23 protein-coding genes are annotated in these 20,590 nt (G+C 63.6%); 3 read left to right on the forward strand and 20 right to left on the reverse strand.

Annotation, left to right across the window (positions count from 1 at the left end; genetic code table 11):
• The first annotated feature begins 36 nt into the window (after positions 1–36).
• Positions 37–516, forward strand: a complete 480-nt coding sequence (locus tag J2X56_RS12020; protein ID WP_121038901.1) for a GNAT family N-acetyltransferase — start codon at positions 37–39, stop codon at positions 514–516.
• 19 nt (positions 517–535) lie between these two features.
• Here J2X56_RS12020 and J2X56_RS12025 read toward each other — a convergent pair whose 3' ends face one another.
• The 13 genes from J2X56_RS12025 to J2X56_RS12085 all read right to left on the reverse strand — a co-directional run bounded on the left by J2X56_RS12025 (position 536) and on the right by J2X56_RS12085 (position 12,034).
• Positions 536–1,471 (reverse strand): CysB family HTH-type transcriptional regulator, encoded by a 936-nt coding sequence (locus tag J2X56_RS12025; protein ID WP_121038898.1) that lies wholly within the window; start codon positions 1,469–1,471, stop codon positions 536–538.
• Positions 1,468–2,547 (reverse strand): sulfate/molybdate ABC transporter ATP-binding protein, encoded by a 1,080-nt coding sequence (locus J2X56_RS12030; RefSeq protein WP_204725236.1) that lies wholly within the window; start codon positions 2,545–2,547, stop codon positions 1,468–1,470. Before J2X56_RS12030 ends, J2X56_RS12025 begins: the two co-directional genes overlap by 4 nt.
• A gap of 9 nt (positions 2,548–2,556) precedes the next feature.
• Positions 2,557–3,462 carry a sulfate ABC transporter permease subunit CysW gene (gene cysW / locus J2X56_RS12035; protein WP_252696797.1) on the reverse strand — a complete coding sequence of 302 codons (906 nt, stop codon included), beginning with the start codon at positions 3,460–3,462 and terminating at the stop codon, positions 2,557–2,559.
• 1 nt (position 3,463) lies between these two features.
• Positions 3,464–4,354, reverse strand: coding sequence for a sulfate ABC transporter permease subunit CysT (gene cysT, locus J2X56_RS12040; RefSeq protein WP_204725235.1), 891 nt, complete (start codon positions 4,352–4,354; stop codon positions 3,464–3,466).
• 160 nt (positions 4,355–4,514) lie between these two features.
• Complete coding sequence (locus J2X56_RS12045) at positions 4,515–5,099, reverse strand: alpha/beta hydrolase (protein WP_039790379.1); 585 nt, start codon at positions 5,097–5,099, stop codon at positions 4,515–4,517.
• Positions 5,100–5,138: 39 nt separating this feature from the next.
• Positions 5,139–5,975, reverse strand: a complete 837-nt coding sequence (locus J2X56_RS12050) for an EAL domain-containing protein (RefSeq protein ID WP_121038885.1) — start codon at positions 5,973–5,975, stop codon at positions 5,139–5,141.
• Between the two features lie 63 nt (positions 5,976–6,038).
• Positions 6,039–6,254, reverse strand: a complete 216-nt coding sequence (locus tag J2X56_RS12055) for a molybdopterin-binding protein (RefSeq protein WP_006464491.1) — start codon at positions 6,252–6,254, stop codon at positions 6,039–6,041.
• A gap of 106 nt (positions 6,255–6,360) precedes the next feature.
• Positions 6,361–7,194, reverse strand: coding sequence for an ATP-binding cassette domain-containing protein (locus J2X56_RS12060; RefSeq protein ID WP_310160529.1), 834 nt, complete (start codon positions 7,192–7,194; stop codon positions 6,361–6,363).
• Between the two features lie 30 nt (positions 7,195–7,224).
• The gene (gene ssuC / locus J2X56_RS12065) at positions 7,225–8,064 is read right to left on the reverse strand and encodes an aliphatic sulfonate ABC transporter permease SsuC (protein ID WP_310160531.1); all 840 of its coding nucleotides are present in this window, start codon (positions 8,062–8,064) and stop codon (positions 7,225–7,227) included.
• A gap of 7 nt (positions 8,065–8,071) precedes the next feature.
• A complete protein-coding gene (gene ssuD / locus J2X56_RS12070) occupies positions 8,072–9,223 on the reverse strand; it encodes an FMNH2-dependent alkanesulfonate monooxygenase (RefSeq protein ID WP_121038876.1) in 1,152 nt (383 codons plus the stop codon).
• Between the two features lie 48 nt (positions 9,224–9,271).
• Positions 9,272–10,255, reverse strand: coding sequence for a sulfonate ABC transporter substrate-binding protein (locus tag J2X56_RS12075; protein ID WP_121040312.1), 984 nt, complete (start codon positions 10,253–10,255; stop codon positions 9,272–9,274).
• A gap of 105 nt (positions 10,256–10,360) precedes the next feature.
• Complete coding sequence (ssuE, locus tag J2X56_RS12080; RefSeq protein WP_121038873.1) at positions 10,361–10,957, reverse strand: NADPH-dependent FMN reductase; 597 nt, start codon at positions 10,955–10,957, stop codon at positions 10,361–10,363.
• A 63-nt stretch (positions 10,958–11,020) separates the two neighbouring features.
• A complete protein-coding gene (locus J2X56_RS12085) occupies positions 11,021–12,034 on the reverse strand; it encodes a sulfate ABC transporter substrate-binding protein (RefSeq protein WP_034329680.1) in 1,014 nt (337 codons plus the stop codon).
• Between the two features lie 331 nt (positions 12,035–12,365).
• On the opposite strand from J2X56_RS12085, the gene J2X56_RS12090 reads away from it, so the two are divergent.
• On the forward strand, positions 12,366–13,151 hold the full coding sequence (locus J2X56_RS12090) for an IclR family transcriptional regulator (protein ID WP_034329682.1): 786 nt from the start codon (positions 12,366–12,368) through the stop codon (positions 13,149–13,151).
• A gap of 18 nt (positions 13,152–13,169) precedes the next feature.
• On the opposite strand, the gene arsC is transcribed toward J2X56_RS12090, so the two are convergent.
• The 5 genes from arsC to J2X56_RS12115 all read right to left on the reverse strand — a co-directional run bounded on the left by arsC (position 13,170) and on the right by J2X56_RS12115 (position 17,768).
• Positions 13,170–13,595: an arsenate reductase (glutaredoxin) gene (gene arsC / locus J2X56_RS12095; RefSeq protein WP_134134959.1), complete on the reverse strand. Its 426-nt coding sequence runs from the start codon at positions 13,593–13,595 to the stop codon at positions 13,170–13,172.
• Positions 13,596–13,635: 40 nt separating this feature from the next.
• Entirely contained in the window at positions 13,636–14,925 is a 1,290-nt protein-coding gene (locus tag J2X56_RS12100) for an arsenic transporter (protein ID WP_121038864.1), read from the reverse strand.
• A gap of 13 nt (positions 14,926–14,938) precedes the next feature.
• Positions 14,939–15,295, reverse strand: coding sequence for a helix-turn-helix transcriptional regulator (locus tag J2X56_RS12105; RefSeq protein ID WP_121038861.1), 357 nt, complete (start codon positions 15,293–15,295; stop codon positions 14,939–14,941).
• A gap of 173 nt (positions 15,296–15,468) precedes the next feature.
• A complete protein-coding gene (gene pbpG, locus J2X56_RS12110; protein WP_121038858.1) occupies positions 15,469–16,569 on the reverse strand; it encodes a D-alanyl-D-alanine endopeptidase in 1,101 nt (366 codons plus the stop codon).
• 437 nt (positions 16,570–17,006) lie between these two features.
• A complete protein-coding gene (locus J2X56_RS12115) occupies positions 17,007–17,768 on the reverse strand; it encodes a methyltransferase domain-containing protein (RefSeq protein ID WP_204725232.1) in 762 nt (253 codons plus the stop codon).
• Between the two features lie 130 nt (positions 17,769–17,898).
• Between J2X56_RS12115 and J2X56_RS12120 the strand changes: the two genes are divergently transcribed.
• Positions 17,899–18,705, forward strand: a complete 807-nt coding sequence (locus J2X56_RS12120; protein WP_134134955.1) for a helix-turn-helix transcriptional regulator — start codon at positions 17,899–17,901, stop codon at positions 18,703–18,705.
• 24 nt (positions 18,706–18,729) lie between these two features.
• Here J2X56_RS12120 and J2X56_RS12125 read toward each other — a convergent pair whose 3' ends face one another.
• Together J2X56_RS12125 and J2X56_RS12130 are read right to left on the reverse strand one after the other, a co-directional pair.
• Positions 18,730–19,629: a DMT family transporter gene (locus J2X56_RS12125; RefSeq protein WP_039790411.1), complete on the reverse strand. Its 900-nt coding sequence runs from the start codon at positions 19,627–19,629 to the stop codon at positions 18,730–18,732.
• A 44-nt stretch (positions 19,630–19,673) separates the two neighbouring features.
• Positions 19,674–20,522, reverse strand: coding sequence for a histone deacetylase (locus J2X56_RS12130; protein ID WP_409025217.1), 849 nt, complete (start codon positions 20,520–20,522; stop codon positions 19,674–19,676).
• Positions 20,523–20,590 lie beyond the last annotated feature (68 nt).

A 20,590-nucleotide genomic window follows, 5' to 3' on the forward strand; every position in this document is an offset into this window, starting at 1 on the left:
ACGGCTATACTGCGACCTCAGACGCCAGGAGCCGCCATGCCAGATCCGCTGCACCCCGAAGCCCTGCACATCCGACTTGCCCGCCAGGATGACTACCCGCAATGGAAGATCCTGTGGGATGACTACAATGCCTTCTACGGCCGCAGTGGCGCCACTGCCCTGCCCCTGGACATCACCCGTTCCACCTGGTCACGCATCCATGCAGCCGACGAGCCGGTGCATGCGCTGGTGGCCGAATCCGGCGGACGGCTGCTGGGATTGGCGCATTACCTCTATCACCGCAATACCATCCTGATCGGCCCCACCTGCTACCTGCAGGACCTGTTCACCACCGAAGCCGCACGCGGCCGTGGCGTGGGACGTGCACTGATCGAAGAACTGTACCGGTACGCCGCAGCGGACGGTGCCGAGCGAGTGTACTGGCACACCCATCACACCAATGCCACGGCCCGCAAACTTTATGACCACCTGGCCGTGGATTCAGGCTTCATCGTCTATCGCAAGAACCTCAGATAGCTGCTGATGCCCGCCTGCTTCACGCCTGGGCGTTGGCCTCATTGAGCGCATTGACGATGTCAGCGCGCTTGAGATCCGGTGCAAACTGCTGGATGAAATCGAAGGCATAGCCGCGCAGGTAGGCACCGCGCCGCACCGCCAGCCGGGCGATGTTGGCCTTGAACAGGTGGGAGGCATTGATGGCCACCATCTCCGTGTGCTTGCCCTGGTCCACCGCCATCGAGGCCACCAGGCCCACGCCCATGCCCAGCGAGACGTATTGCTGGATCACGTCCGAATCCATGGCGGTGAGCACGATATCAGGCTCAATGCCGGCCTGGCGGAAGGCTTCGTCGATGTGACCACGGCCGGTAAAGCCGACGTCATAGGTGATCAGCGGCCAGGTACCCAGGTCTTCCAGCGACACCTGTTCCAGCCCCAGCAGCGGATGGCCCTTGGGAACCACGATCACGTGGCTCCAGGTATAACAGGGGAAGGACACCAGTTCCTTGAACTGCGACAGGCCTTCGGTGGCGATGCCGATGTCGGCCTTGCCCGAGATGACCCATTCTGCAATGTGTTCCGGCGCGCTCTGCTGCAGGGCGATGCGCACCTGCGGGAAGGCATCGCGGAAGGCCTGCACCACGCGCGGCAGCACGTAGCGCGCCTGGGTGTGGGTGGTGGCGATGGAGAGCGTGCCGCTCTGCTCGCCGGCGTATTCCTTGCTGGCGCGGCGCAGGTTCTCGGCTTCCAGGAGGAGCCGCTCGACGATGCCGAGGATGCCCTTGCCGGGCTCGGTCAGGCCGGTCAGGCGCTTGCCGTTGCGCTCGAAGATCTCCACGCCCAGCTCTTCTTCGAGCTCGCGGATCTGGCGGCTCACGCCCGGTTGCGAGGTGAAGAGCACGTTGGCCACTTCGGTCAGGTTGAAGCCGCAACGCGCGGCTTCGCGGATGGAACGCAGCTGCTGGAAATTCATCGTGCCTGCCCTCCTTCCTGCTGCGCAAAGACCTGCAGGCGGCGCGGACGCACGACCAGGGTCTCGCCATTCTTCAAACCCAGCTGCGCAAAACGTTCATTGGGGATGACGGCCTCGATCAGCTCGGCATTGTCATCGCGTTCCAGTTCCAGTTGCGCCAGCGGACCGATGGCATGCGAGCGGCGCAGTTGCACCACGATACCTTCGGCGCCGGGCGAGTAGCGCTCCACGTCCAGGTCATGCGGACGCACGAAACCGACGCCGGCCGCATCGCGGATATCGACGTGGCCGGGGGCCTCGAAGCGCGCACCGCCGGCGTCCAGCACGCCTTCATGCAGGCGGCCATGGAACAGGTTCACATTGCCCAGGAAGCCGTAGACGAAGGGCGAAGCCGGATGGTTGTACACCGTCTCGGGCGTGCCGATCTGCTCCACTTGTCCCTTGTTCATCAGCACCACCTGGTCTGCCACTTCCAGGGCTTCTTCCTGGTCGTGGGTGACGAAGATGCTGGTGACGTGCAGTTCATCGTGCAGGCGGCGCAGCCAGCGGCGCAGTTCCTTGCGCACCTTGGCATCGAGGGCGCCGAAGGGTTCGTCCAGCAGCAGCACGCGCGGCTCCACGGCCAGTGCGCGGGCCAGCGCGATGCGCTGGCGCTGGCCGCCGGAGAGTTGCGGCGGATAGCGGTCGGCCAGCCAGTCCAGCTGCACCAGTTCCAGCAGGCGCTTGACCTTCTCGCGGATGACCGCTTCCGAGGGACGCTGGGCGCGCGGTTTCACGCGCAGGCCGAAGGCGATGTTCTCGAAGACGGTCATGTGCTTGAACAGCGCATAGTGCTGGAACACGAAACCGACCTGGCGTTCGCGCACGTGGCGCGCCGAGGCGTCTTCGCCATCGAGCAGCACCTGGCCCGAATCAGGCGATTCGAGACCGGCGATGATGCGCAACAGCGTGGTCTTGCCGCAGCCGGAGGGACCCAGCAAGGCCGTCAGTTCGCCCGCCGGGAAATTGAGGGACACGTCGTTGAGCGCGGTGAAGCTGCCGAAACGCTTCTGGATGTGATGGACTTCGATGCTCATGATGACTCCTTAAGCTTGTTCGCTGGCGGCTTGCTGCTGGTGCAGCCGCCACTCGATGACGCTCTTGATGGCCAGCGTGACCACGGCCAGGAAGGCCAGCAGCGACGCCACGGCGAAGGCGCCGGTGATGTTGAATTCGTTGTAGAGGATCTCGACCTGCAGCGGGATGGTGTTGGTCTCGCCGCGAATGTGGCCGGAGACCACCGAGACGGCACCGAACTCGCCCATGGCGCGCGCATTGCAGAGGATCACGCCATACAGCAGGCCCCACTTGATGTTGGGCAGCGTGACGTGCCAGAAGGTACGCCAGCCGGAAGCACCCAGCACCAGCGCGGCCTCTTCTTCCTCGCTGCCCTGCGACTGCATCAGCGGGATCAGCTCGCGCGCCACGAACGGGAAGGTCACGAAGATGGTGGCCAGCACGATGCCCGGCACGGCGAAGAGGATCTTGATGTCATGCTCGCGCAGCCAGGGGCCGAAGTAACCTTGCAGGCCGAACAGCAGCACGTAGATCAAACCCGAGATCACCGGCGAGACTGAGAACGGCAGGTCGATCAGGGTCAGCAGCACGTTCTTGCCACGGAACTCGAACTTGGCAATCGCCCACGCGGCCGCCACGCCAAAGACCAGGTTCAGCGGCACGGCGATGGCGGCAGCGAGCAGGGTCAGCTTGATGGCAGACCAGGCGTCAGGCTCGGTGATGGACGCCACGTAGACATCCCAGCCCTTGCGCAGCGCTTCGTAGAACACCGCCACCAGCGGCACGAACAGGAACAGGGTCAGGAAGGCCAGTGCGATGCCGATCAGCAGCACACGCACCCACCAGGGTTCGGTGATGGCGCCGGGGGTCAGCGGCGGCTCGCCACGGGCAATCGCGTTGGCTTGCGGGGCAGCGGAAATGGGGGCAGCGCTCATCTCAGGTCCTTTCCGACTGGCCGCGCTTGCGGGTCCAGGCTTGCAGCAGGTTGATGGTCAACAGCAGGATGAAGGAAACCAGCAGCATGACCATCGCAATGGCGGTCGCACCGGCATAGTCGTACTGCTCCAGCTTGGTGACGATGAACAAAGGGGTAATTTCAGAGACCATGGGCATGTTGCCGGCGATGAAGACCACCGAGCCGTATTCCCCCGAGGCGCGCGCAAAGGCCAGCGCAAAGCCGGTCAGCAGCGCCGGCAGCACGGTCGGGAAGATCACCTTGGTAAAAGTCTGCCAGCGGCTGGCACCGAGGCTGGCGGCGGCTTCTTCGAGCTCGCGCTCGGCTTCTTCCAGCACCGGTTGCACGGTACGCACGACAAAAGGCAGGCCGATGAAGGTCAGCGCCACCAGCACCCCCAGCGGCGTGAAGGCGACCTTGATGCCCAGGGGCGCCAGCAGCTTGCCCAGCCAGCCGTTCTGCGAATACAGCGTGGTCAGGGCGATGCCGGCCACCGCCGTGGGCAGGGCGAAGGGCAAGTCCACCAGGGCATCAATGATGCGCTTGCCGGGGAAACGATATCGCACCAGCACCCAGGCCACGATGCCGCCGAAGATCACGTTGAGGAAGGCACCGATCAGCGAGGCACCAAAGCTCAGGCGATAGGACGCCATCACCCGGGGCGAAGTCACCGCGTCGATGAAGCCGCCCCAGGTCAGGGTGAAGGTCTTCAAAAACAGCGCCGACAGCGGGATCAGCACGATCAGCGCCAGGTAGAAGATGGTGAAGCCCAGCGACAGCCGGAAACCGGGCAATACGCGCCGGTTGGCGCTGCCCGCCGAGCGGGCTGGCGCGGCCGCTGGAGCGGCAAGGGAAACGGGGGATGCGGACATGTCGATCTCTTATTATTACAAATGCGACTATAGGTGAGCGATATTCGCACTCACCAGTTATAAAGAGAACGAAACTTTTTGCATGTCCTTAGAAGAAAAGCGCATAAAGCCGGGCTGGAATCCGTCTTTATGCGCTCATGGAGAGGCGAAGAAAAAAGCTTCAGGCGATGCGTTCGAGCAGCTCCAGCAGCCACTGCTGGCCTTCGGTCCAATCGCCCAGGCCCGATTCGGAGTTGATATGCCCGCGCGCGCCCACCGAGCGGAATTGCGCGCCCCAGGCCTCGGCCCAGTGGCGGGCGCGCTCGGCGCTCATCCAGGGATCGTTGTCGCTGCCCACGACCAATGCCGGATACGGCAGCTTGTGGCGCACCGCTGCGCTCAGGCTGAACTTGACCGGATCGGCCGGTGCCACCAGCAAGGCCGCCACGATGGGATGCGCAGACCCCTCGGAAGCCGCCTGCAGGGCCGCCGTGCGATGCACGGTGGTGAGGCAGCCGAAGCTGTGCGCCACGATCACCGTAGGGCGGCCATCACGCGCCAGCACTTCGCCCAGGCGGGCCGACCAGCGCGGCAGGTCCGGGGTTTCCCAATCATCCTGCTTGACCCGTTCGAAGGCGGGATAGAGCCGCTGCCAGCGCGATTGCCAGTGTTCCGGCCCGCTGTCGGAGAGGCCCGGCGCCACCAGCACCCGGAAATCCGCCAGCCGGGCCGGTGTGGTGGAAGAAGAAGGAGAAGTCAGACTCATGCAGGCCCCGCAGCGAGTGATGAAGTCATGCAGTATGCCTTACGCGGCATCCTTCAGGCCAAGCAAGGTGTCCGGCAGGCGCGCACCGGGCACGTCCCACAGATACCCCTGGGCCTGGATGGGCTGCGCCAGGGCCTGGCCATACTGCTCCAGCTTGTCGAAGACCTCGCGGTTCTCGACCCGCTTGAAGAAGATGCGCACCCCCTGCTCGGCCGCCCGCAGCAGCAGCAAAGCCACGCTGTCGGGATCGGCCAGTTCGCGCGCATCGACCTTGATGAGATCCGGCTTGACCTTGTCCAGCAGGCCCAGTGCTTCCAGCGGGCTGTTGGCCGAGACGCCCAGGCGGAAACCGTTGCGGCGGTAATTGTCGAGCACGTAGTTGAGCAGCCAGCGCTGGTTGGGCGTGACCACCGGCAGTTGCAGCACGATGCGTTCGTGCGGCAGTTCCAGCGCGGCCAGGATGCGCCGATAGGCCACGCCGTGATTGTTGTTGACGGCGGCCAGCAGGCGCGCATGCACCGAGAGATGCAGTTCGGGCGCGTCTTCGCCGACCTGGCGGTAGTAGTTGATGGCGTGCAGCATGCGGCACAGCCGGTCCAGTTCCACCGACTCGTCGTCGCTGGCGGCCTGGTCCAGCAGTTTCCACAGATGCAGGCCGTCGTCGACGGCCGAGTGGCTGCGGGCGAAGGCCTCGCAGGCGACGATGTGGCCATCGTCGAAGCTGCGCACCGGCTGGAAGGCCGAGGTCAGCGAAGTATTGAAGAAACGCCCCGCGGCGCGCCCCTGTTCATCCAGCCAGACCTTGGCGGACGCGGTGCCACCAGTATGCTGCGCATCGAGGCGGGCCAGATAAGCCTTCAGTGCCTGATATGCCATCGGGCCTGCTCCTGAAAAAAAGACACCGCCCGGCCGGCATCACCGGCCAGGACGGCCAGACGATCACAGCTTGGCGATCGAAACTTCGGTGGCCTTGACCAGTGCCACCACTTCGCTGCCGATGGTCAGGCCCAGGTCCTTCACGGAGCGGGTGGTGATGACCGAGGTCACGATACCGGCCGGGGTTTCCACATCCACTTCGGACACCACCGAACCTTCGATGATGGCCTTGACCTTGCCCTTGAACTGGTTACGGACGTTGATTGCTTGAATGGTCATGCTCTGCTCCTTGATGAAACGGCGTCGGCACCTGCCGCGCCGCATGGGTTGAAATGGGGTACCACTAAAAAACTGAAAATCGGGTCAAACCTTCATGCGGTCAAACTCACACCGCCCACTGCACCTGATGTACGCCGCGTGGCGTGAAGAAATCTTCAGATGGCTCCGTAGCCGCCTCACTGCCGGGGTGCCGCAGCACGCGCGCCAGGATGGCTTCTTCCAGCGAGGCAAACTGGGCCTGGCCGCGTGAACGCGGGCGCGCCAGGTCGATGCGCTGGTCCAGTGCCACGTGGCCGTCCTCAATCAGCAGCACGCGGTCGGCCAGGGCGATGGCTTCCTGCACGTCGTGGGTCACCAGCAAGGCGGTGAAACCGCGTTCGCGCCAGAGCGATTCGATCAGGGCTTGCATCTCGATACGGGTGAGCGCATCGAGCGCGCCCAGCGGCTCGTCCAGCAGCAGCAATTGCGGGTCGTGGACCAGTGCGCGCGCCAGGGCCACACGCTGGCGCTGGCCACCGGAGAGCACTGCCGGCCATTCGCCGGCACGCTGGTCCAGGCCGACCTGGCGCAGGGCATTGAGTGCCTGCGGCGCGGCCTGCTTGGGCAAGCCCAGCGCGACGTTGGCCTGCACCCGTTTCCAGGGCAGCAGGCGCGCATCCTGGAACATGATGCGGATCTCGGGCTCGCCGCTGCCTTCGTGTTCATAGACGACCTCGCCGCCGCTGGCGCCATCGAGCTGGGCCACCAGACGCAGCAAGGTGCTCTTGCCGCAGCCGCTGCGGCCGACGATGGCGACGAATTCGCCGGGTTCGATGTCGAGGTCGATGTCGTGCAGCACCGTGCGTCCGCTGAAGGACTTCGACAAGGCGCGCAGCCTGAGGCCTACGCCCCGGCCGGCGGCACGGCTGACTTGCTGGTGTTCCTGGGTGTCATTGCGCATGATGGTTTCCTGATGCATTCATGGGGCTCGTCATTGGTAGCCGGGGTGCCAGCGCAGGAAGAAGCGTTCCAGTGCCCGCGCCGCGGTATCGGCCAGCTTGCCCAGCAAGGCGTAGAGCAGGATGCCCACCAGCACCACATCGGTCTGCAGGAATTCGCGGGCATTCATGGTCATGTAGCCGATGCCGGCCTGCGCCGAGATGGTCTCGGCCACGATCAGCAGCACCCACACCAGACCCAGCGCAAAGCGCAGGCCGACCAGGATGGAGGGCAAGGCGCCCGGCTGGATCACGTCGCGATACAGCGGCCAGCCCGACAGGCCGTAGCTCTTGGCCATCTCGATCAAACCCTGGTCCACCGAGCGGATGCCGTGGAAGGTATTCAGGTAGACCGGGAAGAACACGCCCACCGAGACCAGGAACAGCTTGGCCGTCTCGTCGATGCCGAACCACAGGATCACCAGTGGAATCAGGGCCAGTGCCGGAATGTTGCGCACCATCTGCAGGGTGGTATCAAGCAGCAGTTCGGCTGAACGCAGGCTGCCGGAGAGCAGGCCCAGGATCAGTCCCAGTCCTGCGCCGACGGCAAAGCCGGAAGCCGCACGGCCGCTGGAGACAGCCAGGTGGCGCCACAGCTCGCCGGAGGCGGACAGGTTCCACGCGGCCTTCAACACCGCGAACGGTTCCGGCAGGATGCGGCTGGACAGCCAGCCGGCCTGTGCCGCGATCTCCCACCACACCAGCAGCAGGACCGGCAGCAGCCAGCCGACCCAGGCGCCACGCGGCTTGCGTGCGGCCTTGGCAGCGGCTTTGGGGCGCGCCTGCTCCTGCGGAGCAGTGTTGGCGAGCACGGGATTGGATGCACTGGTCATGCCGGCCTCAGCTTGCCGACACGCGCACCGGCGCGGGCTTGGGCAGTTCGGTATTGCCGACGATCTCGCCGAAGGGACCGGCCAGGCCTTCGCGCTGGGTGCGCGGCAGCAGCGGGAACACCAGTTCGGCAAACCGGTAGGATTCTTCCAGGTGCGGATAGCCGGAGAGGATGAAGGTATCGATGCCCAGGTCCGCATACTCCTTGATACGGGCAGCCACGGTCGGGCCATCGCCCACCAGCGCAGTACCGGCACCGCCGCGCACCAGGCCGACGCCGGCCCACAGGTTGGGGCTCACTTCCAGCTTGTCGCGGCGGCCGCCGTGCAGGGCAGCCATGCGGCGCTGCCCTTCCGAGTCCATGCGGGCGAAGTTGGCCTGGGCCTTGGCGATGGTCTCGTCGTCCAGGCGGCTGATGAGTTCGTCGGCGGCGCGCCAGGCGGCTTCATTGGTATCGCGCACGATCACGTGCAGGCGGATGCCGAAGCGCAGCGTGCGGCCGGCCTTGGCGGCGCGTTCGCGTACGCGGGCGATTTTTTCGGCCACGGCCGCCGGGGGTTCGCCCCAGGTCAGGTAGACGTCGACCTGCTCGGCGGCCAGGTCGATGGCTTCGTCCGAGGAGCCACCGAAGTACAGCGGCGGATAGGGTGTCTGCACCGGCGGGTAGAGCGCCTTGGCGCCCTTGACGCTCAGGTGCTTGCCCTCGAAGTTGGTCTCTTCGCCGGTACGGGTTTTTGCCAGTACGTCGCGCCAGATCTTGAGGAATTCGTCAGAGATTTCATAGCGCTCGGCATGGCTGCCGAAAATGCCATCGCTCTCCTGCTCGACCGGATCGCCACCGGTGACCACGTTGATGAGCAGGCGGCCATTGGAAAGGCGGTCGAAGGTCGCGGCCATGCGCGCCGACAGCGTGGGCGCCGTCAGACCGGGACGCACCGCCACCAGGAATTTCAGGCGCTGCGTCGCATCGATCAGGCTGGCCGCAGCCACCCAGGCGTCTTCGCAGGAACGTCCGGTGGGCAGCAGCACGCCGTCATACCCGAGGGTATCGGCCGCCACGGCGACCTGCTTCATGTAGTCGTGGGTCACCGGGCGCGCTCCTTCGGAGGTGCCGAGGTAGCGGCTGTCGCCGTGGGTAGGGATAAACCAGAAAACGTTCATGCTTGACTCCTGTGCTGCTGGACTAGGGGTGTTCGATCACTATGTTGTTTATTTGAGGACGGCGTCGCTGACCTTGAGCTGCTTGGGGATCAGCTTGAGCTCAAAGAAGGCGTCGGCGATCTTCTGCTGCTCGGCCAGCACCTGGGCATCGACCGGCTTGTAGACGTGGGCATAGCGCTTCAGGCCCGTCTGAATGATGTCGGCATCCAGACCCTGGATGGGCGCCAGCTGGGCGGCGGCTTCTGCAGTGTGGGTACGGACCCATTCGCCTTCACGGGTGATCTCTTCCAGCAGGATCTTCTGGACCTGTGGATTCTTGGACGCAAAGGGACGCGCGCTCAGGAAGAACTGGTGGTGACTGACCGCCCCCACGCCCGAGGCCAGGCGGCGTGCGCCGACCTGCTTTTCAGCGGCGGCCTGGAACGGATCCCAGATCGCCCAGGCATCGACCGCACCACGTTCGAAGGCGGCACGGGCGTCAGCCGGGGCCAGGTAGACCGGCTGGATGTCGCTGTACTGCAGACCGGCCTTTTTCAGCAAGGCCACTACCAGCCAATGCACGTCCGAACCCTTGTTGAAGGCGATCTTCTTGCCCTTCAGTTCGGCCACGCTCTTGATCGGTGAATCCTTTTGCACCAGCAGCCCTTCGGCATCCGGGGTCGGGATTTCATAGGCGGTGTAGACGAAGTCGGCACCGGCCGCTTGCGCAAAGACCGGCGGCGCTTCACCGACGTAGCCGAAATCGACCGAGCCCACGTTGAGCGCTTCCAGCAGTTGCGGACCCGCCGCGAACTCGGCCCACTTCACTTCCACGCCCAGCGGCTGCAGGCGCTTTTCCAGCGCGCCGTGGGCTTTGAGCAGCACCAGGGTATTGGCGGCTTTCTGATAGCCGATGCGCAGCAGCTTGGTTTCCTGCGCCTGGGCCGGGGCCGCGCCCAGGGAGAAGGCCAGTGCGCCCAAAGCGATGGCAGAGAGGCGCTGCAGGGTGCGGCGACGCGGGGAACGAAGGGTCTTGTTCTTGTTGGCGGACACGATGTTTTCTCCAGATTCCAGAAATTCAGGCGTACAGCGGGCCTTCCGCTGCACCAGCCGGTGATTTTTCAGTCGAGGGCAAAGCCGGAATGAATCCGGCCAGGTTCAGTAGGAAACGCTGTATTGCAACTGCGAGAAGGGAATCTCGCGGAATTGTTCAGGTGCCACCTTGTGCAGGGCCTGCAGGCTGGCCGAGAGCTGCTCCACGCCTTCATTGACGCGGGCTTCGATGGGCGCATCCAGCACCAGGCCGTTTTCTTCACTCCAGGTCACCTGCGCCTCGGTGGCGTAGATGCTGGGCAGCACGTGCTTGGGGTTCAGCGACGACAGCACCGGGCGCAGCGCATAGTCCAGCGCCAGCATGTGCGACTGGCTGCCACCGGTGGCCAGCGGCAGCACCAGCTTGTTGGTCAGGCCGAACTGCGGCAGCAGGTCCAGGAAAGCCTTCAGGATGCCGCTGTAGGCCGCCTTGTAGACCGGGGTGGCGACCACCACGGCCGAGGCTTCTTCGACGGTAGCCAGGGCCGCCTTGATGTCCGGATCGTTCCAGTCGGCGCGCAGGATGGCCTGTCCCGGCAGGTCGCGCACATCCAAGCGTGCATAGCGGTGGCCCAGATGGGCCAGCTTGTCGCCGACGTGGTGCAACAGACGGGTGGAGCGGGAAGGCGCCGAGGGGCTGCCGGCCAGTAACAGGATGGTCATGTCGTGTGCTTGTGCTGAGGGGTGGATGGGACCGGCCGGGCCGGTCCCTCTTGCAGGTTCAGATCACTTCTTGTTGGGAGCGTAGAGCTGGTCGAAAGTACCGCCGTCAGCAAAGTGCGTCTTCTGCGCCTTCTGCCAGCCGCCGAAATCCTTGTCGATGGTCACCAGGTTCAGCTTGGGGAATTGCGAAGCGTACTTGGCGGCGATCTTGGGATCGATGGGACGGTAGTAGTTCTTGGCGATGATTTCCTGGCCCTGTTCCGAGTACAGGTACTTCAGGTATTCCTCGGCCACCTTGCGAGTACCGCGGCGGTCAGCCACCTTGTCCACCACGGCCACCGGCGGCTCGGTCAGGATGGAAACCGAGGGAGCGACGATGTCGAACTTGTCCGGCCCCCATTCCTTCAAGGAGATCAGGGCTTCGTTTTCCCAGGCCAGCAGCACGTCACCGATGCCGCGCTCGACGAAGGTGATGGTGGCGCCACGGGCACCGGAATCCAGCACCGGCACGTTCTTGAAGAGCTTGGCGATGTAGTCGCGGGCGGCGTCGTCGCTACCGCCCTTCTGCTTGGCATAGGCCCAGGCCGCCAGGTAATTCCAGCGGGCACCGCCCGAGGTCTTGGGGTTGGGGGTGATGACGGAGACGCCCGGCTTGATCAGGTCGCCCCAGTCCTTGATGCCCTTGGGGTTGCCCTTGCGCACCAGGAACACGATGGTGGAGGTATAGGGCGAGCTGTTGTGCGGCAGGCGCTTTTGCCAGTCGGCCGGCAGCAGCTTGGCCTTTTCCGAGATTTCGTCGATGTCATAGGCCAGGGCCAGGGTCACCACGTCGGCATCAATACCGTCGATCACAGAACGGCCCTGCTTGCCGGAGCCGCCGTGAGAGGCCTTGATGGTGACGTTGTCGCCGGACTTTTCCTTCCAGTACTTGGCGAAGGCCTTGTTGTAGTCGGCGTAGAGTTCGCGCGTCGGGTCATAAGAGACATTGAGCAGCGAAATATCGGCCGCGTGCGCCAGCGAGGCGGCTTGCGCCAGCACCAGAGCGGCAGCGACCGATTTGATGATCTTCTTCAGCATATCCGTTCCCGAATGTTCTGTTGTTTTGGAGCACACAGGTTAATGAGCCTGCTGTCCAAAAAGAACGAATACTTTCTTCTCTCGATATGCGAAAAACAGATATGAAAGAACACGGCGCCGGAATAAGGATCCCGGTCTATATAACCAAAGTCTTGGTTGAGGGGACGAGCGTGCTGAAATCGTACCAGGCTGCCCTCCCCGCCCGACGCGGCTTTGCGACCCTCACATCGGGCCATGTGAAGCTCCCGCCACGCAAGAACAGCACGACCGGACTTTTTGTTCTTTTCACATTGTGGTATAACCTTCATATTGCAACGCACCAGGCCGCGCCATGAAAAAAGAAGCTGCAGGCGAGACAGAACAGATTTCAATCCAGGTCATCGAGCGCATGGTGTCGCTGCTCGACGCGCTGGCGGAGTATCCCGACCCGGTGAGCCTGAAGGAATTGTCGGCGGCGACCGACCTGCATCCGTCGACGGCGCACCGCATCCTCAATGACCTGGTCGTGAAGCGCTTCGTCGACCGCGTGGAGCCGGGCACCTATCGACTGGGCATGCGCCTGCTGGAACTGGGCAACATCGTCAAGAGCCGGCTGTCGGTGCGGGAAGCGGCGCTGGACTTCATGCGGGCGCTGCATCGCAAGACGCACCAGACGATCAACCTGTCGGTGCGGCAGGCTGATGAAATCGTTTATATCGACCGCTCCTTTTCTGAACGTTCCGGCATGCAGGTGGTACGCGCCATCGGCGGACGCGCGCCGCTGCACCTGACCTCGACGGGCAAGCTGTTCCTGTCGGTGGACGATCCCAAGAACGTGCGCGCCTATGCCACCCGCACCGGGCTGGCCGGACACAACAAGAACTCCATTACCGACCTGACCAAGCTGGAGCGCGAACTGTCCATGGTGCGCGCGCTGGGTTATGCGCGCGACAACGAGGAACTGGAACTGGGCGTGCGCTGCATGGCCGCCGGCATCTGCGACGACAGCGGCAAGCTGGTGGCGGGCCTGTCGATCTCGGCCCCGGCCGACCGCCTGCAGGATGAATGGGTGGATGACCTGGTGAGCACGGCCAGCCAGATTTCCTCGGCACTGGGGTATCGCAAGGATCGCGGCTGAGCACGACCCTCTGCAGACTCACCGGGCAGCAACGCGCTGGCCGTCCGCATTCACCACCACTTCCCCATCTTCCTTCGTGAACGGACCTTGCTGCGGATGCGGCAGGATCTCCAGCACCAGTTCGGAAGGACGGCACAGGCGCGTCCCCTTCGAAGTCACTACGAAGGGCCGGTTGATCAGGATCGGATGGGCCAGCATCGCATCCAGCAACTGCGCGTCCGTCAAGGCCGGATGGTCCAGGCCCAGTTCGGCATAAGGCGTCCCCTTCTGGCGGATGGCTTCGCGCACCGCAAGACCAGCCTCGCGGATCATCGTCTCCAATTGTTCGCGGCTGGGCGGGTGCTGCAGGTACTCGATGATGGTCGGTTCTTCACCGCTGTTGCGGATCATGGCCAGGGTATTGCGGGAGGTTCCGCAGGCAGGATTGTGATAGATGGTAGTCATGGTGAAGGTCCGTGTTGAAGTGGATTGCATCCCGGGATGATCAGGCCCCGGCACCCAGCCTGAGCGCCAGTGCCGACAAGGTGACCAGCAGCACCGGCAGCGTCAGCAAGGCGCCCGTGCGGAAGTAGGCACCCCAGGAGATATGAATGTTCTTGCTGTCCAGCACATGCAGCCAGAGCAAGGTCGCCAGGCTGCCGATGGGCGTGATCTTGGGGCCGAGGTCGCAGCCGATGATGTTGGCGTAGACCATCGCTTCCTTGACCACACCTTGCGCCGACGTGGCGTCGATGGATAACGCACCGACCAGCACCGTAGGCATGTTGTTCATGATCGACGACAGCAAGGCCGTCAGCACACCCGTGCCGAGGGCGGCACCCCAGACGCCGTGCGTGGCGAATTCATTCAGTACACCGGTGAGAGCGTTGGTGAGCCCGGCATTGCGCAGGCCATAGACCACCAGATACATGCCCAACGAGAAGAACACCACCTGCCACGGTGCCCCCTTGATGACCGCACGGGTGGAAATGACGCGCCCTCTGCCGGCCACGAGCAACAGGATCAATGCCCCGACAGCCGCCACCACACTGATCGGCAAGCCTTTTCCTTCCAGCCAGAAGAAGCCGGCCAGCAGCAGCGCCAGCACCCAGCCGCCGGCAATGAACGTGGCGCGATCGCGGATCGCGGAGGCGGGCGTGCGCAGCTGCGCCAGGTCGTAGCGCTCTGGCAGGTCGCGGCGGAAATGGATCAGCAGCACCAGAAGAGTTGCCGCCACCGAGACCAGGTTGACCGGCACCATGACCGAAGCGTATTGCGCAAAGCCGATGTTGAAGAAATCCGCCGAAACGATATTGACCAGGTTCGATACCACCAGCGGCAAGCTGGCGGTATCGGCGATGAATCCCGCCGCCATGACGAAGGCCAGTGTCGCCGTTGGCGAGAAGCGCAGTGCCAGCAGCATCGAGATGACGATGGGCGTGAGGATCAGCGCGGCGCCGTCGTTGGCGAACAAGGCCGAGACCGCCGCCCCCAGCAGGATCAGCAGCACGAACAGCATGCGGCCACGTCCGCCGCCCCAGCGGGCCACGTGCAAGGCGGCCCATTCGAAAAAGCCGGCCTTGTCCAACAACAGGCTGATGATGATGATGGCAACAAAGGTGCCGGTGGCGTTCCAGACGATATGCCAGACCAGCGGGATGTCGGCGAGGTGGATCACGCCGCAGGCCAGCGCCAGGGCGGCACCACCGCAGGCGCTCCAGCCGATGCCCAGTCCCTTGGGCTGCCAGATCACCAGCGTCAGGGTCAGCAGGAAGATGAATAAAGCGGTCAGCACGTTCTCTCCTGGCTCAACACGGTTTGGCCGCCGCTCCAGCGATGCCGCTGGAGGGTTCGCAGCAGGCGGCAACGGGCGTACAGGGATTGCCGCCGCAGCAGTTGTCGGTCAGGAAGCGCAAGACTTCATTCATGCGGGAATAATCGGCCGCGTAGATGACGAAGCGCCCCTCCTGGCGGGAAGTCACCAGTCCGGCGTGCGACAGTTCCTTCATATGGAAGGAAAGCGAGGACGGTGCGATGGCCAAGGCCTCGCCGATCTTGCTGGCGGCGCTGCCCGCGGGCCCGACTTGCACCAGATGACGGAAGATCGCCAGTCGCGATTCCTGGGCCAGGGCCGCCAAGGCCGCAATGACGGGGCCGGTTTCCATACGCTTCTCCTGTTAATTCAACATTTCAATTATTGTTGAAATATTGAATTGATACAAGCGTTTCGGACACTCAGGCGTGATCACAAAGCTTGCATGGCAAACGACGGGCATTAAAAAAGCGAACCATCAGGTTCGCTTTTTATTTGCAGCCGGTGAAGCAGATGAAGAAAGAATCAACCCTCGTCCGCCCGCACCATCTTCACGCGGGTCAGGTTGGGCTGGTCTTCCACCAGCCACTTGCGCATGCGCGCGGCATCGCCCACATGCGACAGGCGGCCCTTGGAGTCGAGGAACACCATCACGATGGGACGGCCTTCGATACGGGTATACATGACCAGGCAGTGGCCGGCTTCGTTGATGAAACCGGTCTTCTGCAGGCCAATATCCCACTCCTTGTTGGAGGTCAGGCGATTGGAGCTGTTGTACTGCATGGCATGGCCGCTGGGCTCGACCATGTACTTAGGATCGGTGGAGTACTGGCGGATGATCGGATAGTTGTACGCCGCCACCACCAGCTTGGCCAGGTCACGGGCGCTGGCCACGTTCTGGCTGGACAGGCCGGTCGAATCGACATAGCGGGTATCGGTCATGCCCAGCGAACGGGCCTTGGCGTTCATGGCCGCCACGAAGGCCGGCAGGCCACCCGGGTAGTTGCGGCCCAGCGCGGAGGCAGCACGGTTTTCGGAGCTCATCAGGGCGATGTGCAGCATGTCATCGCGGCTCAGGGTCGCGCCCACGCGCAGGCGCGAGCTGCTGTGCTTTTCGCGGTCGACGTCGTCATCGGTGACGGTCAGGGTTTCTTCCATGTTCAGGCGCGCTTCGACAACCACCAGCGCGGTCATCAGCTTGGTGACCGAGGCAATGGGGAGCGCAACTGAAGAATTCTTCTCGAACAGCACTTGCGAACTGGCCTGGTCGATCACCAGCGCCACGTTGGAGCGCAGTCCGACCGGATCAGGGGTGAGATTGAGGCCGGCCAGATCACCGGCGGTCATCACCGGCGGCACCACCGGAATGGACGGCGCGGCCGAGACGCGCTGGTAGCTGATGTGACGCTTGCCCTTGACCACGCTGACCTTGCGGACCAGTTTTTCGCGGTTGTTCAGGGAGCCTTTGGCCACCGTCTTGCTGACGGCCTGGGCCGGGCGTTTGGCCACGACTTTCTTGGCCGGCGCTTTCTTGGCGGCATTGTTGACCGTCTGGGCAGCGGCAGGAGCCAAACCAGCGTGGATGAACAGAAGTGATGTGAAAATGGCCAGCGCTGATTTGATCATAGGTGGAACTCCCCCCAATTTACCCTGAAAGTACACAAGAGAAACGTCGGCAGTGTAGCAAAATGCAGATTTTTCGCAAGAGAATTAAGACGTTAGCGCATTTTTTTAAACGCGTTTCTATCTCCGCGCCCGATCCGGTGCCCCACACTTTTTCGGGATTCACTGCAAATTTGCCGGGTGGCTGCTCGATGTTTTTCGAATTTTCTCAAGCAAAACCCAGGCCAACGACACGGCATATTACCAGTCTAGCTGTCAGCTTTCGGTCACAATCACGATAACAGACGGCAATACTGACCCCAGATGTTCGCTTTACCATAATCCAAAGTGAAATGATAACGAGGCAGTGTCACATATCGTTGACGCCCCGTCTCCTGCCTTCAAGGGCGGGGGACGGGGCGTTTCCATTGGCCCGATTCGCAGGCACCGGCACTGGCCGGTCAAGGTTTGCGGGCGTCCAGCATGGCCACGTCGATGGAGAAGGAACAAGCCGCGTCGAGGTCGAAATACTCCTTCACCTCGCCGGGCGCAGCCTGCCACAGGGCACGAATGGCAGTGATGCTGTCTTGCGGAGTACGCATCCGGGCCACCCAGGAATCGAATTCCAGGCGCAGCTTCCAGGTCTTGTCGCTGGCGATGGCAAAGCCGGCGCCGCGCAGCAGCTTGCGCCAGGAGTTCAGGCTGACATTGCGTACGTGTGAAGTATCGCGCAACAATTCGATGGCCTGCACATAGGTGTCCGCCAGGACATCCGCCGGCGCGGCGGTGTCGATGACGATGAAACGCCCGCCCGGCTTGAGCACGCGAAATACTTCATTCAAGGCCTGCGGCAACTGACGCCAATGGTGGGCCGAAAAGCGCGTGCAGATCAGGTCGAAGCTGGCATCAGGAAAATCCAGCCGGCCGGCACTGCCCTGGCGCACGGCAAGGTTGCCGAGACCGCGTCCGGCGGCGGCAGTCGCCACCACCTTCAGCATCTCTTCAGACAAGTCATAGGCAATCACCTTCTCCACCACCGGTGCCACGGCGAAACTGGCGTGGCCGCCACCGCAGCCGAGATCCAGCACGCGTGCACCGGGGATGGAGGCGGCGATCTGCGCCAGCTCCTGCAGGTCGGCTCCCTGGGCATGGACGCTGCTGGTGAGGTAGGCGGCGGCGGTACTGCCGAACTGTTCGGTGACGACTTGCTGATGGCTGCGCATGGCGGGGCTCCGGGGCGATATGAAGGAAAAGACAGCAGTGCTGTGAAGGAAACGCCAGTCTAGCGAATTCTTATCCTGTTACAAGTGAAGCATTTATACTATTACCCCGACCACCACCCTGCCCGCCTTCATGGAACCCGACCTCGCCCGCCGCGCCCTTGGCGACTTCCTCAAATCCCAGCGCGAACAGACCGCACCGGCCCAGGCCGGCCTGCCGCATCTGGCCCATGGGCGACGCCGCACGCCCGGCCTGCGGCGTGAGGAAGTGGCGCAACTGTGCGGCATCAGCGTGACGTGGTACACCTGGATCGAACAGGGGCGCACGGATTCGGTTTCGCCCCAGGCGCTGGCGCGCATCGCCGATGCGCTGCACCTGCCGCGTGCCAAACGGGCCTATCTGTTTGAATTGGCGGGAAAGAAAGATCCGGTGTTGCCGGAGCAGCAGGCCGCCACCGCGGTGGCGCCGGAAATCCTGGAAGTGGTCAGCCAGTTCCGCGCCCCGGCCTATTTGCTGGACCGCTATTGGAATGCCGTGGCCTGGAATCCGGCCGCGCGCAAGCTCTTTGCAGGGTGGCTGGATGGCAAGGAAAAACCGCCCAACCTGCTGCGCTTCATGTTCAGCAGCGCGGCCGCGCAATCATTGACGGTGGAATGGGAACAACGGGCGCGGCGGCTGGTGGCCGAATTCCGCGCCGATAGCGCCAGCCTGCTGGATGATCCGGAACTGCTGGGGCTGGTGGAGGAATTGTCGGCCGCCAGCCCGCTTTTCCAGCGGGCCTGGCACCTGCAGGATGTGATCGAACGTGAAGGCGGCGAGCGCCGCTTCCAGCATCCGCAGCTGGGGGAACTGCTGTACCGTCAGGTCAATTTCCGCGTGGCCAACCGACCCGACCTGAAGCTGGTGACGCTGATGCCGGGCGCGATGACGCCCGGCTGAAGAACGTCACCACACCGCAATGGATTACTTGCGCACCACGAAGGCCACGCCGATCACGCCTACCAGCATGCCCAGCGCACCGATGAGGCTGAACGCTTCACCAAACATCAGCCAGGCCATGACGGCCGTGGTCGGCGGCGTCAGGTACAGCAGACTGGTGACGCTGGTGGCAGCACTGCGCCGGATCAGCGCAAACAGCAGGAAGATCGCGCCAATCGACAGCGCCAGCACCGACCACAGCAGTGCGCCGATGAATTGCGGTGTCCAATGGACGTTGCTCAACTGCCAGTCCAGTCCTTCGACGGCCACGGCAAAGGGCAAGACGACGACGATGGAAGCCATGAACTGGATCGCCGTGCCGGTGCGCAAATCGAAGTGGGCGCAATAACGCTTCTGGTACAGCGTACCGGCCGTGATGCACAGCAAGGCAAAGACGCACAGCGCGATGCTGGCAGTGGACAGGCCAATCAGTGAAATCTTGTTGGCCACCACCAGCCCTACCCCGCACAGGCCCAGCGCCAGGCCAATCCACTGCCGGCCCTTCACCGATTCGCCCAGCAAGGGGGCGGCGAAGGCGGTGAGGATGGGTTGCAGCCCGACGATCAGGGCCGACAAGCCGGCCGGCATGCCGATCTTGATGGCGCACCAGACCCCGGCCAGGTAACCAGCCTGCAGCAGCACACCGGCCACCGCCACATGGCGGATGCGGCCGTGCGGCCAGGGGGCGCGGAACAACAGCACCAGCGGCAGCAGGACCACCAGCACCCCGGTGAAGCGCAGCAGCAGGAACGTCAACGGCGGCGCATACGGCAGGCCGAACTTGGCCACGATGAAGCCGGTACTCCAGATCAGCACGAACAACAAAGGCACCAGGCTCATCAGGAGCTGGCGAGGCCGGCGGGCACCGGCGGCGGATTGCATCATTTCTTTTCCATCAGCGGGCGCACGGGGGTGCTGCCCGGGTCATCTCAACGTGCGCTCCAGCGGGCAGCGTGGAGGCTGGCGAGTCTTATCGTTTGTATGTGTACGGCGACGGTCTGTTCGATATCTCGTCCGTAACCGCCCGCCATCGTAACCGCAACCGGGATTTTATGCTCGCGGGCATAGCCGAAGACCGTCTCGTCGCGGGCCGCCAGTCCGCCCAGGGTCAGCTTCATCTTGCCCAGGCGGTCGCCCTCATGCGGGTCGGCCCCGGCCAGATAGATCAGCAACTGCGGGGCGAAACGCTGCTGCAGGGTGTGCAGGGCGTCGCGCAGAGCTTGCAGGTAATCGGCATCCCCCACGCCATCTGGCAAGGCCACGTCGAGGTCGCTCTGCTCTTTCTCGAAAGGATAATTGTTCTCTCCGTGCAGCGACAAGGTGAACACTGAATCATCACGCGCCAGGATGGAAGCGGTGCCGTTGCCCTGATGCACATCCAGATCGACGATGGCCACCCGCGCCGCACGGCGTTCCGCCTGCATCAGCCGGGCCGCGATGGCGGCGTCGTTGAAGACGCAAAAACCTGCACCATGATCGGCGTAGGCGTGATGCGTACCGCCGGCCAGGTTAATCGCGATTCCCTCGCTGAAGGCGGCGCGGCAGGCGGCAATGGTGGCACCGGAAGAGCGGCGCGAGCGTTCTACCATCTGCGGCGACCAAGGGAAGCCGATCTCGCGCTGTTCGGCGGCGGTCAGTTGGCCGGCACTGGCGCGGGCGATATAGTCCGGATGGTGGGCCAGCGCCAGTTCGCCGTCGCTGGCGGGCTGAGCCTCGTGAAAGTCCAGATCCGGCACGGCAGCCGCAGCCCCCTCCCGGATCATCCGGTACTTCACCATCGGGAAGCGGTGGCCCGGTGGCAGGGGTAAAACGAAGTGATCACTGTAGTACGCTTTCACATTGATTT

Origin of the sequence: Herbaspirillum sp. 1173 (assembly GCF_031455335.1) — a bacterium.
Taxonomy (GTDB): domain Bacteria; phylum Pseudomonadota; class Gammaproteobacteria; order Burkholderiales; family Burkholderiaceae_D; genus Herbaspirillum; species Herbaspirillum huttiense.